Source organism: Butyrivibrio sp. NC2007, from assembly GCF_000421405.1.
Lineage (GTDB): Bacteria > Bacillota > Clostridia > Lachnospirales > Lachnospiraceae > Butyrivibrio.
Window position 1 is genome coordinate 202687 of record NZ_ATWY01000005.1, and the last position, 16232, is coordinate 218918.

Annotated in this window: 14 protein-coding genes; all 14 read left to right on the forward strand. The window is 43.7% G+C overall.

All coding sequences use genetic code 11. From position 1 onward, the window contains the following. Positions 1-4: 4 nt before the first annotated feature. Positions 5-1870: an asparagine synthase (glutamine-hydrolyzing) gene (gene asnB, locus G632_RS0106065; protein ID WP_022768136.1), complete on the forward strand. Its 1866-nt coding sequence runs from the start codon at positions 5-7 to the stop codon at positions 1868-1870. Next, on the forward strand, positions 1867-3384 hold the full coding sequence (locus G632_RS0106070; RefSeq protein ID WP_022768137.1) for an MBOAT family O-acyltransferase: 1518 nt from the start codon (positions 1867-1869) through the stop codon (positions 3382-3384). Before asnB ends, G632_RS0106070 begins: the two co-directional genes overlap by 4 nt. Before the next feature lie 6 nt (positions 3385-3390). Then, positions 3391-4482 (forward strand): hypothetical protein, encoded by a 1092-nt coding sequence (locus tag G632_RS0106075; protein ID WP_026512419.1) that lies wholly within the window; start codon positions 3391-3393, stop codon positions 4480-4482. A gap of 64 nt (positions 4483-4546) precedes the next feature. Then, the gene (locus tag G632_RS22415) at positions 4547-5419 is read left to right on the forward strand and encodes an alpha-1,2-fucosyltransferase (protein WP_022768139.1); all 873 of its coding nucleotides are present in this window, start codon (positions 4547-4549) and stop codon (positions 5417-5419) included. Further along, on the forward strand, positions 5419-7212 hold the full coding sequence (locus tag G632_RS0106085) for an ABC transporter ATP-binding protein (RefSeq protein WP_022768140.1): 1794 nt from the start codon (positions 5419-5421) through the stop codon (positions 7210-7212). Before G632_RS22415 ends, G632_RS0106085 begins: the two co-directional genes overlap by 1 nt. Further along, on the forward strand, positions 7212-8255 hold the full coding sequence (locus G632_RS0106090) for a glycosyl transferase (protein WP_022768141.1): 1044 nt from the start codon (positions 7212-7214) through the stop codon (positions 8253-8255). The genes G632_RS0106085 and G632_RS0106090 overlap by 1 nt, the downstream gene beginning before the upstream one ends. Positions 8256-8264: 9 nt before the next feature. Continuing rightward, positions 8265-9032, forward strand: a complete 768-nt coding sequence (locus tag G632_RS18985) for a DUF5672 family protein (RefSeq protein ID WP_022768142.1) — start codon at positions 8265-8267, stop codon at positions 9030-9032. Continuing rightward, entirely contained in the window at positions 9029-10084 is a 1056-nt protein-coding gene (locus G632_RS0106100; protein ID WP_022768143.1) for a glycosyltransferase family 2 protein, read from the forward strand. The genes G632_RS18985 and G632_RS0106100 overlap by 4 nt, the downstream gene beginning before the upstream one ends. Before the next feature lie 2 nt (positions 10085-10086). Beyond that, positions 10087-11040 carry a hypothetical protein gene (locus G632_RS0106105; RefSeq protein WP_022768144.1) on the forward strand — a complete coding sequence of 318 codons (954 nt, stop codon included), beginning with the start codon at positions 10087-10089 and terminating at the stop codon, positions 11038-11040. A 13-nt stretch (positions 11041-11053) separates the two neighbouring features. Then, complete coding sequence (locus G632_RS0106110; protein WP_022768145.1) at positions 11054-12238, forward strand: hypothetical protein; 1185 nt, start codon at positions 11054-11056, stop codon at positions 12236-12238. Beyond that, positions 12222-13583 (forward strand): DUF3329 domain-containing protein, encoded by a 1362-nt coding sequence (locus G632_RS0106115; RefSeq protein WP_022768146.1) that lies wholly within the window; start codon positions 12222-12224, stop codon positions 13581-13583. Before G632_RS0106110 ends, G632_RS0106115 begins: the two co-directional genes overlap by 17 nt. A gap of 19 nt (positions 13584-13602) precedes the next feature. Beyond that, a complete protein-coding gene (locus tag G632_RS20985; RefSeq protein ID WP_022768147.1) occupies positions 13603-14598 on the forward strand; it encodes a glycosyltransferase family 2 protein in 996 nt (331 codons plus the stop codon). A 1-nt stretch (position 14599) separates the two neighbouring features. Then, positions 14600-15835, forward strand: a complete 1236-nt coding sequence (locus tag G632_RS18995) for a polysaccharide pyruvyl transferase family protein (RefSeq protein ID WP_051154873.1) — start codon at positions 14600-14602, stop codon at positions 15833-15835. 85 nt (positions 15836-15920) lie between these two features. Then, on the forward strand, positions 15921-16232 hold a 312-nt coding region (locus G632_RS0106130), incomplete at its 3' end, for a helix-turn-helix domain-containing protein (protein WP_026512420.1).

A 16232-nucleotide genomic window follows, 5' to 3' on the forward strand; every position in this document is an offset into this window, starting at 1 on the left:
TTTTATGTGTGGAATTGCCGGTCTCATAGGATATAAGGGAGATACCCGCAACAATATACTGAAAATGAATGAGCGTATGCTGCATAGAGGTCCGGATAGCGGCGGAGTTTATGTGAGCGAAGATGCAAAAGTAGCCTTCGGTCACAGACGTCTTTCTATTGTGGACCTTTCCGAGAATGGCGCTCAGCCCATGACTTCCCGCAGTGGAAGAATGGTCATTATCTACAATGGTGAGATCTACAATGCCGGCGAGATAAGAAAGAAACTCGATAGTGCTTTATTTCGCGGAACTTCTGATACAGAAGTATTACTTGAGGCCATTGAGCATTTTGGAGTATCTGAAACTCTTTCAATGTGTAAGGGAATGTTCGCATTTGCTGTTTACGACAAAGAGTTGCAGACAGTGACATTTGCCCGTGACAGGGTAGGAGAGAAACCTCTGTACTATGGAATGGTGGGTGATGCCTTCGCTTTTGCGTCGGATATTGGTTGCCTTAGAGTGATAGAGGGATTTGATAACGGAATCAATACTGATGTGCTGGATATATACTTCACTGAAGGCTATATTCCGGCTCCATATTCAATTTATAAAAACATTTATAAGTTGGAGGCAGGAACTTACCTTACTGTTGACGTTAATACTTTAAGAACTGAGACACAGGCTTACTGGTCCATGAAGGATGTTGCTCTGCGCGGTCAGAAGAACCCGTTCAGAGGAACTGAGAATGAAGCGGCAGACGAACTTGAAAGACTCCTAAAAGAATCAATAAAGGGGCAGATGGTAGCAGATGTTCCTGTTGGCGCTTTTCTTTCTGCCGGAATTGACAGCGCAACAGTGGTATCTTTGATGCAGTCTCTTGATGCCGGGAAGGTTAAAACCTTTACGATCGGCATGGATGACCCTGCGTTCAATGAGGCTGTTTATGCAAAAGAAATTGCAAAGCATTTAGGTACCGAGCATACAGAGTTATACATCACAGAAAAAGACATGAAGGAAGTTATTCCAAAGCTTTCTTTCATGTTTGGCGAACCTTTTGCGGATTCATCTCAGATTCCGACTTATCTGGTAAGCCGTATGACCAGAGACAAAGTTACCGTATCTCTTTCCGGAGATGGCGGGGATGAGCTTTTCTGCGGATATACATCCTATGAATCCATATCAAGAATATGGGGAAAGATGAAAAATATCCCATATTTTATCAGAAAACCTGTTAGCAGCATTGTTCTCCACAGTCCTTTGGCCAACAAGGAAATATACAGGATAAAAGGAACAATTCTTGGAGCAAAGGGACCTGCTGATATCCATAGGATGGAACATGAGACAGATCCTCTGACTAAGAAGATAGCGCTGACAAAGGGGAGCCTACCCTATAAATACACCGAACTTCCAAATGATTTCTTAAATGAAGTCAATCATGAGACAATGCTGATGGATATGCTTGTGTACCACCCTGACGATATTCTGGTCAAGGTGGACAGGACTGCTATGGCTGTTTCACTGGAAACAAGAGTACCGATGCTGGACAGGGATGTTGTGGAATTTGCATGGTCACTTCCTATAAATTATCTCAGGGACGATAAGGTTGGCAAAAAGGTCCTAAGAGATGTATTATACCGTTATGTGCCCAGAGAGATGATGGAGAGACCAAAGAAAGGATTCTCTATTCCGATTGACAAGTGGCTCCTTGAACCGGAGCTTCGTGACTGGGCGGAAGGACTGTTAAGTAAAGACAAGATCAGGCAGCAGGGAATTCTTGATGCCGATGTTGTCGAAAAGATATGGACCGACTTTACAGAGCGGGGAATTTACCGTATTCAGATATGGTACATTCTCATGTTCCAGCTCTGGATCGAGGAAGAGTTTAGATGAGTGTAACATCGTTTTATTTTCTGTGCTTCTTTGCACTGGTTTTAATCATATATTATCTGGTGCCCCTGATCTTCAAGGGAAAAGGGCAGTGGGTGGTGCTCCTTCTTGCGAGCATCACATACTACCTTCTTAGCGGAAACGGGGTTCTTATTCTCTACCCCCTTTTGTCATCTCTTTTGACATGGGGGCTCTTACAGCTCCTTGGAAGACTTAAGGAAGAAGACATTGTAAAGAGACGCCTTTTGCTGGCGGCTGAGCTCCTTGGCCTCCTTGGTGTCCTCATAGGACTTAAGTACACCAGGTTCATTCACGGTGGCAGCATTGCAACTCCTTTGGGACTATCCTTCTACACGTTTATCCTTTTGGGCTACTTTATCGAGGTCTACAATGGTATCGGTAAGGGGCAAAAGAGCTTTCTGAAGACTGCACTTTACGGGATGTACTTTCCTGTTATGATTTCCGGACCTATCTTCCAGACAAGACAATCCGGGGATCAGTTCTTTGAACATCACCCATTGGACTACAAAAACATCACTTTCGGTATTCAGAGAATGCTCTGGGGATTTTTTAAAGAGCTTGTTATTTCTGAGCGCCTTGCGACGGTTGTAAACACAATTTATGACAATGATACCCAGTACCAGGGCGCTTATATCTGGCTTGGTACAGTGTGCTTTGCATTCCAGCTCTACACCAATTTCTCGGGATGTATGGACATCGTTATAGGTATTTCCGAGACCTTTGGAATCGTCCTTCCGGAGAACTTTAAAACTCCGTTCTTTGCAAAGAACATAAGTGAGTATTGGAGAAGATGGCACGCTACTCTTGGAACCTGGATGAAGGACAATGTCTTTTACCCGCTCCTTAGGAGTAAGATGATCACAAGCCTTGGCAAGACCTTAAAGGGTAAGCTTGGGAAAAAGAAAGGCAAGCAGTATACGACCTACGTTGCCATGCTCATTCTCTGGTTCTCTGTTGGTATGTGGCACGGAGGCGAGATGAAATATGTCATCGGTTCAGGTCTTCTTCACTGGGCTTATATCGTCATCGGCGAGATAACGCTGCCATTCTTCACCTGGCTCTTTGCCGAGAAGATGCATATGAATCTTAAGAGTAAGGCAGCTGACGCCTTCAGGGTGGTAAGGACGTTCTTTCTGGTGTGCATAGGCGATCTGTTCTTCAGGTCAGACAATGTTCCGCATGCACTTAGAATGCTCAAGGAGAGTGTTACTGTCTTTAATCCTCAGGTGCTGGTAAACGGAAGTGTTCTGGGACTTGGACTTGATTTTATAGAGTGGGGAATCCTGCTGGTTTCTCTGGCTGTTCTGATCACGGTTTCAACTCTTCAGTACAGGATGGAAGGGCAGGATGGACCTTCAAATATAAGAGAACTTATAGCCTCCAAGGGTATTGTCCTTAGGTGGGTTATCTTCATAGGTTTGCTGTTCTATGTTATCCTTCTGGCCGAATATGGCCCGGGTTACAGCGCAGCAGAATTTATTTATAAGGATTTTTGATTTGGTATGACCAGAAAACAGATTTTGAGATCGGTAATTTTCATAGTGCTGGTTTTGTGGATGGTGGTGCATCTTACTTATATCCTCAGGACTAACGGAGATGTCAAGGACAGGTTCGTCGGATTTAATGCCGAAAAGAATGACACCATCGATGCTCTTGTCATTGGCTCCAGCCCTGTTGCACCCTGCTTTATAACCCCAAAGATTTACGGGGATATGGGCATAACCATGTATCCGCTCTCGTCCAACATGCAGCGTCCTGTGGCGTCTAAGTATCTTTTGGAGGAAGCTCTAAAGACTCAGAGCCCTGATCTGGTTATCTTTGAGATGAGGATGTGGACTGCAAACGACGAGGATCTTCTTGGGAACATGGCCCATACCAGAGAAGTTACCGACAACATGAAATACTCCGTAAACAGAAAAAAGACGATAAATGCCATGGTGGATGATAAGAGTGACCGGATCAATTACTACTTCGACATTTTCAAGTATCACTCCAACTGGAAGACACTCTTTCTGTGGTCACAGTTCAGGACACTTTTCTACAGTTATCCGGATGACCTTAAAGGCCATGTGATCGAGACCGATGTCGGACCGGCTGATGAGCCTGCACAGGTTCCTGTTACGGTAAAAGAGCCTATTCCTTCTGAGCAGGAGGAATATCTTTTGGACCTTCTTGATTACCTCAAGGAAAAAGATCAGAAGGCACTGTTTGTGGTAACACCTTACTCCGCTACAGAAGATGAGCAGAAAAAGATCAATTACATGTCTGAACTGATAAGCAGCAAGGGATATGATTTCCTTGATATGAACAGTTATGTGGATGAGATGGGACTTGATTTCGAGAAGGATATCAGGGATTACGGCACCCATGTTAATATAGTTGGCGGCGAGAAGATAACAGATTGGTTTGAAAATTATCTACAGGAAAATTATGTAAATACAGGCGTGGCACTGACTGCCGATCACAGAGGAGATAAGAAGTACAGCTCCTGGGATAAAGCGTATGAGCTGTGGAAGAGCCTTTGTATTGATGCCAAAGAACAGGTGAAATACAACATCGAAAATGAGATCTATTATGAGCTTGAAACCGAGTAATGGCGACACTTCATTATCCATGATATAATAGCTTGAGATATGCGTATTTTTATGTGGAGGAGTTATGATAATCATTCAGCTGAAAGGCGGACTTGGAAACCAGATGTTCCAGTACGCCTTATACAAAGAACTTAAGCATAGAGGAAGAGATGTAAAGATCGACGACGAGTCTGGCTTTATAGGTGATAAGTTAAGAGTTCCGGTACTTGACCGATTTGGCGTCGAATACGACAGGGCAACCAAAGATGAAGTTATAGCCCTTACCGATTCCAAGATGGATATCTTCAGCAGGATCAGAAGAAAGCTCACAGGACGTAAGACTTTCAGGATCGATGAGATGGAAGGCATCTTTGATCCCAAGATATTGGAGACAGAGAATGCTTATCTTGTAGGATACTGGCAGTCTGAGAAATACTTCACATCTCCAGAGGTTATTGAACAGATACAGGAAGCCTTCGGAAAGCGTCCACAGGAGATCATGCATGACTCTGTCAGCTGGTCAACTCTTCAGCAGATCGAGTGCTGTGAGTCAGTAAGTATCCATGTTCGAAGGACTGACTACATGGATGCAGAGCACATCAAGATCCACAACCTCTGCTCCGAGAAGTATTACAAGAATGCGATCAGCAAGATAAGGGAAGAACATCCCAACGCTGTATTCTTCATATTTACCGATGACAAGGAGTGGTGCAAGGAGCACTTTAAGGGCCCCAAGTTTATCACTGTAGAGCTTCAGGAGGGCGAGTTTACGGATGTTGCGGACATGCTGCTCATGAGCAGATGCAAGCATCACATCATCGCCAACAGCTCTTTTAGCTGGTGGTCAGCATGGCTCAATGATTCTCCGGAAAAGATAGTCATCGCTCCATCCAAGTGGATCAATAACAAGAAGATGGATGACATCTATACTGAGCGAATGACAAAGGTTGCTATATAATGAACGATTCAAAAAAGGTAAGTCTTTTTACCAAACTCAACTACATATTTGATAGAAAACAAAAGGGACAGCTTGTTATTCTGGCTGTCCTTATACTCATTGGGGGTGTTTTTGAAACACTGGGCGTATCCATGATCCTGCCTGTTGTTTCAATAATTCTTTCCCCTGATGCGCTGCACAGGAATATTGCCAAGATTCCATGGCTTCAGGACATTTTAAATGCCGTGGGCCTGAACACGGATATAAAGCTCACCAGTGCACTACTGATAATTCTTATTCTTTTGTTTGTGATCAAGAACTCATATCTTCTGTTCCTTATCCACAGACAGAATACCTTCATCTCCAGGTCCAGGAACGACATGATAAGCAGGGTCATGAGAGAGTTCTTAAACAGGCCCTACGAGGACTACCTTGGAGCTGATATCCCGACTGTATTTCGAATTACCGATTCAGATATTCCCAAGACTTTTACGCTGATGCTCTCACTCCTTTCTCTTGCAACCGAGCTGGTGGTTTCAACGTGTCTTGGTGTTGTTCTTTTATTTGTAAACTGGCAGATGACGGTGCTTATTATCTTTGTGCTTTTGATACTTACACTTATCAGCACCAAGATCTTAAAGCCAAGGCTCAATACAATCGGAAGACGCAATCAGGAGACTCAGTCAAGGATTGCCAAGTGGAGACTTCAGGCCATCTATGGTCTTAAGGACGTCAAGGTCTTAAACAGACAGGACTTCTTTATCCGCAACTACTACGAGCAGGGTAAGATCGGAGCAGACATCGATAGAACATATACCGTTCTTAACAGTGTTCCGAGGCTCATGATAGAGACAGTGTTTATGGCTGTTGTCATGCTCTATGTCCTTATCTATATTCTGGGCGGCGGAGATGCGACAGAACTTCTTCCTCAGCTCACAGCCTTTGGTGTGGCTGCCATGAGGATAATGCCATCAGCCAACAGAATAAATACCCATATCACAACTATCGCTTACAACCAGTTCAGTCTGGATTTTGTATATGAGAATCTCACCGAGTCCATGAAGGCAGATAAGGCAATGAGAGCAGAGCGCGCTGCCATTGCAGGACCTGAGCTTCACTTAGAAAAAGAGATTGATCTAAAAGACATCACTTTCTCCTATCCGGATTCTGATGTGAAGATCTTTGATAAGGCAAACATGACCATCAAGAAGGGTCAGTCTGTCGGAATCATGGGACCTTCAGGAGCAGGTAAGTCAACCATCGTGGATATCCTGCTTGGACTTTTACATGTTCAGTCCGGAGAGATCCTGTGCGATGGAAGCAATATCTTTAGTAACTACGATTCCTGGCTTGCACAGATCGGCTATATTCCGCAGTCTATCTACCTTGTGGATGAATCCATAAGAGAGAACATAGCCTTTGGTATCGATGAGGATCAGATAAATGATGACAGGATCTGGGAAGTTATGGAGGAGGCTCAGCTTGCTGACTTCGTAAAGGGCCTTCCTGAAGGACTGGACACCAAGATTGGAGACAGAGGCGTAAGACTCTCCGGCGGACAGAGACAGAGAATTGGTATTGCAAGAGCTCTTTATCATGATCCTGAGATCCTGGTATTTGACGAGGCGACAAGTGCGCTTGATAACGAGACAGAGGCAGCAGTTATGGAGGCCATCAACAGCTTCCAGGGCAGAAAGACCATGGTCATCATTGCCCACAGACTTAACACCATCGAGAAGTGCGACGTGATCTATGAGGTTAAGGATGAGAAGATAACTGCCACAAGTTTAGAGGGAAGAACGGTAATTCACTGATGATAGGAACCGAGTTTTTACATGGCTTTGGGCTGGGGAACCAGCTGTTCTGGTATGTTGCAGCAAGGGCAGCAGCTCTTGATAAGGGCGTTGACTTTGGGATTTGCAACCCTAAGGCTCTTGCCAACAATATGCACTCAGACACCGGAATGTATTTCATGGACATGGACCTGGGAAAAGAGATCCCGGAGGAAGATAAGCCAAAGTACAAGATATTTGAGGATCATGACAACAGGCTTTATCTTGGCAATTCAAAGCATGATATGACACATGGTACTTATGTCAGCGGTGTTGACCCAAAGTTCTTTGAAGTAGAAGACAATACTCTTATGTATGGAAACCTCCAGGCAGAGAGCTATTTTAAAAAGTACAAGGATCAGCTTAAGGACTGGCTTAAGGTTAAGCCTGAGTATGATTCTCACGAATATACCAAGGACAATTTATGCATCATTCATTTAAGGTGCGGCGATTATTCAAATTCACCGGAGCTTTGGCTTGATCGTAAGTACTGGGTGAATGGTATTAAGAACATGCGCAAGATCAGGCCTGATATGGAATTCCTTGCTGTTACAGATGATGTATCTGCAGCACACAAGATTCTTCCTGAGGTTAAGGCCATTAGAAATGATATTGGCAAGGATTACGTAACCATCAAGAATGCGAGATATCTCCTTCTTTCAAACTCATCCTTTGCTGTATTTCCTGCTTTTACCAGCGATGAACTTCAGTATGCCATCGCCCCCAAGTACTGGGCCCGTCATAATGTATCAGACGGCTACTGGGCTTCGGAACAGAATATTTACAGCTGTTTCCACTACATGGACAGAAAGGGAAAGGTCTTTTCCCCGGAGGAGTGTAAGAAGGAGCTTGAGGAATATAAAGCAAAATCCGGAACTTACAGAAAGCTTAACAAAAAGCCTTCGGGATTTTTGAAAACCTGTCAGGAAATCAGGGCTAGATGGCTCTATGGTGCTTATATGTTTAAGAAGATCATAAGGAGCCTTGAAAGACGTACGGGACTTATAAAAGTATTCCACGTATAGGTTGAAAATATGTCCAAAGAAAAGAAACTAAAGCTGCCAAGGGTAACCCTTGTGGCTATGACAAGTGTAAATATGTATGAGACTGTAAGGGCCATGTGCTACAGCATGCGTGATATCGAGTTTGGCGACGCTGTGCTCATCACTGATAAAAAGCCATGGTTCTTGCCAAAGAGCATCAGATACAGTCACACAAGCAAGCTTGATAACATTGATGAATTTAACTACAAGATGGTATATGAGCTCAAGGACCACATAAAGACCGATTTTTGTCTGGTGGTTCATGCAGATGGCTTTGTAATTCATCCGGAGCTTTGGAGAGATGAGTTCCTTGATTATGACTACATAGGATCACCCTGGCCACTACCTAAAAATGATTATGCCTACAGAGACAGTAAGGGAAATATATGCAGGGTAGGAAACAGCGTGTCTATTCGAAGTAAGCGCCTTTTGGAGTTCCCTGCAAAGCACAATCTTAAATGGGAGCTAGTAGATGATGGCTTTTACAATGAGGATATCTTCATCTGCTGCCATTCCAAAAACGCTATGGAGGCAGAAGGCTTAAAGTGGGCACCCTTTGAGCTTGCGCTTTATTTTGGCAGAGAGCACCCTCTTCCCGAGAACAAAGGCATAGAACCTTTCATTTTCCATAAGTGGTGGGGGGAGAACGAGAACTATCCACAATTCTACAGCCCCAAAAAGCGGCTTAAGATGGCTATCAGGCCGCTTCTTTTCTGGAGAAGAAGCAAAAAGTGGAAAGAGGAGCACGGTATTCAATGATCTTTTCAATCGTAATACCAATCTGTAATGGAGAGCAGTTTCTGCATGAGTGTATTGACTCGGCTATTTCACAGGATCTGTCTTTTGCAGAGAATATGGGAAAAGAGGATGCCTATGAGGTGATTCTTATAGAGAACGGCTCTAAGGATAGCAGTCCTTCTATTTGCGATGAGTTTGCTGAGAAGTATGAGAACGTATCTGTGATCCATAAAGGGAAGATCGGTCTATACAGTGCCCGTCAGGTGGGCATAAAGGCTGCAAAGGGAGACTGGATATTGGCCATGGATGCTGATGACAGGCTTCATCAAAAGGCCTTGGCCAGACTCTTTTGTGAGATCAGAAAATTTGAAGAAGCCGGTGAACTGCCTGAGTTTATCTTGTTTGATGCTGCAGGGATGGGAAGACCATCGACGCCTCTTTCAAAGAGAGTTTTTGAAGCCGGCAAAGTATACAGCGGCAGTGAGCTTGATATTTTTAAAAAGAGTCTGTGCATGGATGACTCCATAAACGCGATGTGGACTAAGTGTATCAAAAGAGATATTGCGTATCTGGGCAACACGGATCTGTATCTCAACTATGGAGAGGATCTGTATCAGACAGCTGAATATCTTGATAGGGCGTCAGCGGCAGTATATATCGGAGAGATTTTATATTATTATCGGGAAGATGCATCCAGCCTTTCTTCAACTTACAGCGAGGTGTATGTGGATAATCAGAAGATCACCTGGGGAAAAGTTGATGAGATGGTGGAAAAGTGGCACCTTACAGAACAGGTAGATCAGATCAATCGCAGAAAAGCTCTGACATGCACCATTGCTGTTACAAAGCTTATTTATTCCGGGATGTCTTTTTCCGAAAAGAAATATAAGCTCGGTAAGCTCATGGAGGATGAGTTTTATAAAAAGTATTATTCCTATGAACTTCCCGATTGGGCTCCTGAAGAATCATTGTATGTAAGAAAATTTGAGATATTACCAAATCCCACGAGGGCACTTTTGGGTGAAGCTGTCAAGACAGGCATAAAAAACTGGATCAAGGGAAGGGTCAGATAAATATGGTTTATGATCTGATACCATTTTTCAACGAAATAGATATTTTAAGGCTAAGACTTGGGGTACTGTCTCCTTATGTTGATAAATTTATCATTGAGGAGGCGGTTGAAACCTTTTCCGGGCAGGAGAAAGAGCTTTGCTTTGAAAAGAACAGGGAAAAGTTTAAAGATTATCTCGATAAGATAGTATATATCAAGGTAACGGACACTCTTGAAAATGCCAAGACTCATGAGAGGGATTACTTTCAGAAAAATCATTTGATAAAAGGCCTTGAGGAAGTAGGGGCAACTGAGGACGATGTCATAATCTTCGGCGATTGTGATGAGATACCGAATCCCAAAGTCCTTGAGAAGATCGTTGAGGAGTTTGATAAAACTAAAGTCTATCATCTTGCCCAGCGAAACTTCTATGCTTTTTTAAACATGGAAGAATCATCAGGTAAGCTTTTGTCCGTTACGGGAGAGTTTCCTGATATTCCGGAAAGTGACAGGAAATGGCTGGGGACCAAAATCACTTCAATAAATAACATTCCCAAAGAGGGTATAGTAAGACTTAGGGATCTGTGCCGTGTAACGGATCCAAATGCTGTGAGAGTTTCTGACGGCGGCTGGCATTTTGGATATATGGGCGGAGAACATGTTACTGATCCTTTAAAGAGGATTGGCGTAAAAGTCATGGCAGCAGCCCATCAGGAGTACTCCGAGAGGGAGGTGATCCTGGAGACTGTCGACAGACTGGTGCTGGGGCAGGATATCTTTGGAAGAGATGCTACGTTCACGAGAGTAGAAGTGGATGAGAGTTATCCCGAATATCTTTTGAAACATCTCTCAGAATACGATTATCTGGTGATGCCATATATTTCACCTTTCAAAAAGTTTTATCACAAATTTGATCTGACAGTCGGAAGGTTTTGCAGAAAGGCTTTGCGCAAGATTAAGAGGATGTTAGCTAAGTGACGGATAGTTGTATATGATGCACATTACGGATGAAAAAAGAAAGAAAATAGTGGATGCGCTGTTTTATATTGCGCTGACCATAGAGCTGGTACTCATGATCGTGGAAAAGAGCGAGATCTCTTTTTCCTATGAGAGCTATGTGTTCAGGGTGACATTTCTTCTGACTCTTCTTGCAGTGCTCTTCATGAAGCATGATAAGAGGGAATGGATATTTATTGCAGCTATTTGGGCTGTGTCGGCTGTGAGCTATTACATGTGCGGTAAGAATGATATGCTCAGAGTAGTGACATTCCTGATGGCAGCCAGAGATATTGATCTTAAAAAAGCAATGAAGTACACATTTTATGTGTGTGTTGTCGGATTTACACTGATAGCACTACTTGCTTGTGCCGGAGTTATGGGAGAGATGATACAGGTAGCTGATTACGGCAGAGGCGAAGGCGAAGAAACCAGATATGTGTTTGGATTCGGACATCCCAATACACTTTTTAGCTCTGTATTTGTGCTTATATTGATGTGGATATGGATATATGGAAAAACAGCCGGTATATTACCATATCTGGTTATGATTGTTTCTTCTGTCATAATAACTTTCCTGACCAAATCAAGGACAAGTGCGGTGATATTGGCGGCAACTATACTGCTCGCAATAGTATTCAGGCTGTTTCCTAAGTTGGCAGCGTTTAAGGTGTTTTATATTCTGGAGACGATCGTTTCTCCGGTGATCTGTATTGTAACTGCAGTTCTGGCAGCAGGTTGGACCGGAGCCATGTATTGCGGGGATAATTTCTGGGATCTTGAGGGCGATTACTGGAAGATTGAAACCCGCTTTAATTACAGAATGAGTTCCATATATTATGAAGCTGCAAACAGGGATGCAGTGCTCTCTCGCTGGAAGCTTTTTTCAGCACATGGCACAGACTCCTACTTTGATATGGGGTGGGTAAGGCTCTTTTACTGGTATGGAATTATTCCGGTGGTGCTGTTAGTGATTGCTCTGCTGGCAGTTATTTATGTGTGCTATAAAAAGCAGGATATCCGGGCATTGATAATCATATTTGCACTGTCCGTGTATACTATAGTTGAGGCTACTTTTGTAACAAGATATATTGGACGTGATTTCTTTTTGCTGATCGCAGGTGCTTACCTGGGTTATTACTTTAAAAATAAAGGGGAAACAGATGTCAGAGAATCTTAGAAAGAGGCTGTTTCAGCTGACAGTCTTTGCAAATTTCATAATGGTTTTCATCTATCAGTATCTGACACCTAATATGTCTGATGATGTGATCTACTATGATAAGGTGGCACAGGCCGGCAGCTTTTTTGACTTGTTCGCACAGGAATACGAGCATTACATGGCGCATACCGGCAGGAGCATCGCACATATAATTCTGAGAATCTTTTTATATACGGATAATAAGATATTATTTGATATAGTAGCTGCTGTAGTGTTTGTGCTGATATCTGTGCTCATTTATTTAAATGTTGATCACAGGAAAAAATATGATATCAGGATTTATGCTGCTATAGCAGTACTGCTTTGGTTGTTTGACCCTACCATAGCAAACAGCGTGTTCTGGGAGACCGGAGCATGTAACTATATGTTTACCGGATGCATCATGCTCGGCTTTATCACACTGTTCAGGAAATATGCTGCAGAGGACAAAAAGAGTATTGGGGCTGTCATCGGTATGTTTTTCTTTGGCCTCTTTGCAGGGTGGTGTAATGAAAACACTTCCGGTGGTGTTATTCTCTTTGTTCTTATCATGATCTTTGCAAGATGGAGAGAGAGCAAGAACTTTTCTAAGGTCAGGCCTTGGATGGCGTCGGGACTTGCCGGTGCTCTTATCGGATTTATGTTATTGATTATGTCACCGGGGAACTTCAATAGAGCAGAGATCACGGATGAAGCACATACCGGTCTTTTGGCGCTTATGGCAAGATTTCTGAAGATCACACTGAATATAAAGAACTACTATCTGGTTTTGGTTCTGGTATTTATCGTTATTGCAATTGCTATTCTTTACAGGGGAGGAAAGGGTGCATTACTGCAAAAAGTACCGGGGATGGCTCTGTTTGGGTTCCTTTTCCTGGCGACCTGTTATGCGCTTATTGCTGTACCGGATTCACAGCTTCGTACCTATTATGGTGCCGGTCTGTTCCTTATGACCGCTATAGCTATGGGTATTGGTTGGGTTGCAAATGAAGGTTTCAAAGAAGATTTAGTGCAGATCATTGCAACGTCAGTTGTAACAGTGTTCGGAATTCTTTTGATCTTCACATACATTGAGGAAGGTGCAAATCTTGCCAGAATTAAGAGAGAGTTCGACGAAAGAGATGCATACCTTACTGAAATGGCAAAGGGCGAAGAAAAGGTTATAGAAGCACCTATGCTGCGTCCGGAATGGGAGACCAGATTTTCAATGGCCTATGATTCGGATATTACTGAGGATAAGTTTTTCTGGCTTAATATAAGCTATGCAGAACATTATGGCCTTTGGTATATCATTGGCGTTGACAGGGAGACCTGGACTGCTTATTAAATAGTTATTTGGGAGAAGTATGGAAGAAAACAGGGAGATATTGGTCAGCATAATAATTCCTGTCTATCAGGCTAAAGACACACTGGATAGGTGTGTCTTATCTTGTTTAAATCAGAAGTTTGTAAAAGAGGGCGAGATCGAGGTTATTCTGGTGGATGATGGGTCAACTGACGGCTCATCTGAAATATGCGACCGTCTTGCAAAAGAGGATGAACATGGCCGGGTGCAGGTTATGCATACGCGGAACCACGGGGTGTCACACGCCAGAAACATAGGCCTTGAGCATGCAAGCGGTAGGTTTGTGGTTTTTGTGGACTCTGACGACGAGGTCAAGGCAGGATACCTTGAGACTCTGATGAAGTATGCGGATGAGGGTACGAGCCTTGTGGACGAGACAAGGTCTTTTAACGGAAATACCAAGCTCAGCGGCTTTCAGTACATCGAGAACTCGGTCCTTGATCGCAACACCCATGTCTGGGGCAAGCTCTTTGAGAGACAGAGCATTGAGGAAGGGCATGTACGCTTCAAGGAAGGCCTGGCAATTGGCGAGGATCTTTTGTTCCTCTTGGACTTTGCAATCTCTCAAGGGAAAAGACATACCATCAAATGCATAGAAGACGGTAACTATATTTACACTGAGAATGCTGCCGGAGCTATGAAGCAGGAATTTAAGGAGAGCTATCTGGGCGAGATCATATCCTGGAGAGAGGCTGAGGAGAAGCTCCTGCCATATAAGGGTGAGATGAGCAGGGATGCGTTTGTTTCGCTTTCTGTAAGTCAGATTCTGACAGCTTTTCTTGTGATTGGCAAGGTGGCGGTTCTTGATGATGATAAAAGAGATAACGACCTGGCAAGGCTTGCAGTTGATGAGGCCAAGGGACAGATAGAGCATGCGCTTAAGACACAAGGGGTGTTTGCAGCACTCCCATTAGGGCACAAGATCAAGACTGCGCTGTTTCGTTTAAGTCCTGAACTGTATCTGAAACTCTATGGCAGGCACAAAGGAAAAGGATAATATGATAGATTTAAGCAGACCAATAATTCTATATATGCATGCCGGAAGCGGAAATCATGGGTGTGAGGCTATTGCAGACAGCACCATCAAGCTGATACAAAGATTGAGGCTTGAGCAGGGGTGCGATGTGGAGAAGGTACCGGCACCGGTGATCATATCCAATAACGCTGATGAGGACAGGAAATATGTTCTGGGCGATTTGGAGAAGCAGGGGCTTTGCGTGCTTACTACGGAGCGTCACATAGACAGAGATTTTCTAGCTCATGTCTTTTACTATGGATGGCGCAAGATAACAGGCGATAAGCAGTCCTTCATGCGCTACAGGTTTAAGGATGCCTATAGGGACTATGTGAAAGAGTGTAGCAGATACAGTGATACCGGGGCTTATGCGAACAAGAAGCCACTGGCGATCTCCATCGGAGGAGACAATTACTGCTATCCCGAGATGGTGCCTGATCTGATACTGGCCCATGACTATTTTATTAAAAAGGGCTTTGAGACTATACTTTGGGGATGTTCTATTGAGCCCGATTCCCTTAAGAATGCAGCTCTTTTAAAGGATCTTACAAGGTTTGACAGGATATATGCCAGGGAGTCGATAAGCTTTAATGCGCTGCTTGAGGCAGGACTTTCTGCTGATAAGCTTGAGCTGCGAAAGGATCCGGCCTTTGAGATGGAAACTGCTGAGCCTCCTGCTTTAGAGGGCTTTATTCCGGGGAAGACTGTGGGAATCAACTTAAGTCCCATGGTCCTGGACAGAGCAGGAGATCCGGAACTGGTTAGAGAGAGTTACAGAAACTTCATCAGATATATTCTGGATAAAACCGATAACAACATCGCTTTTATTCCGCATGTTGTCTGGAGCAACAACGATGACAGAAAGCCGCTCACAGAGCTTTATGACGAGTTCAAGGACACCGGGCGCGTGGTTATTATAGGGGATGCACCAGCAGAGGTTCTAAAGGGCTATATATCAAAGTGTAGTTTCTTCGTTGGGGCGAGAACGCACAGTACTATTGCAGCCTACAGTACAGGAGTTCCTACTCTTGTAATAGGATATTCTGTAAAGAGCAGGGGAATAGCCACGGATCTGTTTGGGACTTATGACAAGTTTGTCTTACCGGTTCAGGAGCTTTCTGATCCGCAGGGACTGATCCATTCTTATGAGTTTATAATAACGTGCGAAAAAACCCCTTCCGATGAAGTCGGTTGTGGGATGAATCGCACTGATATTTAAATTTTGTAATACGGGAACATACGTTTGCTAAAGAGCTGCAAAAGTGCTATAATACTAGCATAAGACAAGTTTTGGAGCAGCTTCTATGGATAAGTATATCTACCTCAGATATCAGTACCGCATATATCCCAATGACTTACAAAAAGCAAAAGCACAGATTACTGCTAACTGCTGCAGGTTCATCCACAACTACTATCTGAACCTGAGAAGCCTTGCATGGCGCACTCAGCACCGCAGTATGAACTACAATGCCTGTGCAAATGACCTGAAGTACTTAAAGCTTGTTTACCCCTGGCTGGCGCAGGCTGACTCCATGGCACTTCAGGAGGAGCTTAAAGATCTCCAGAGATCCTTTGAGAACTTCTGGCGTGGCGATGCTTCTTATCCCTTATACCAC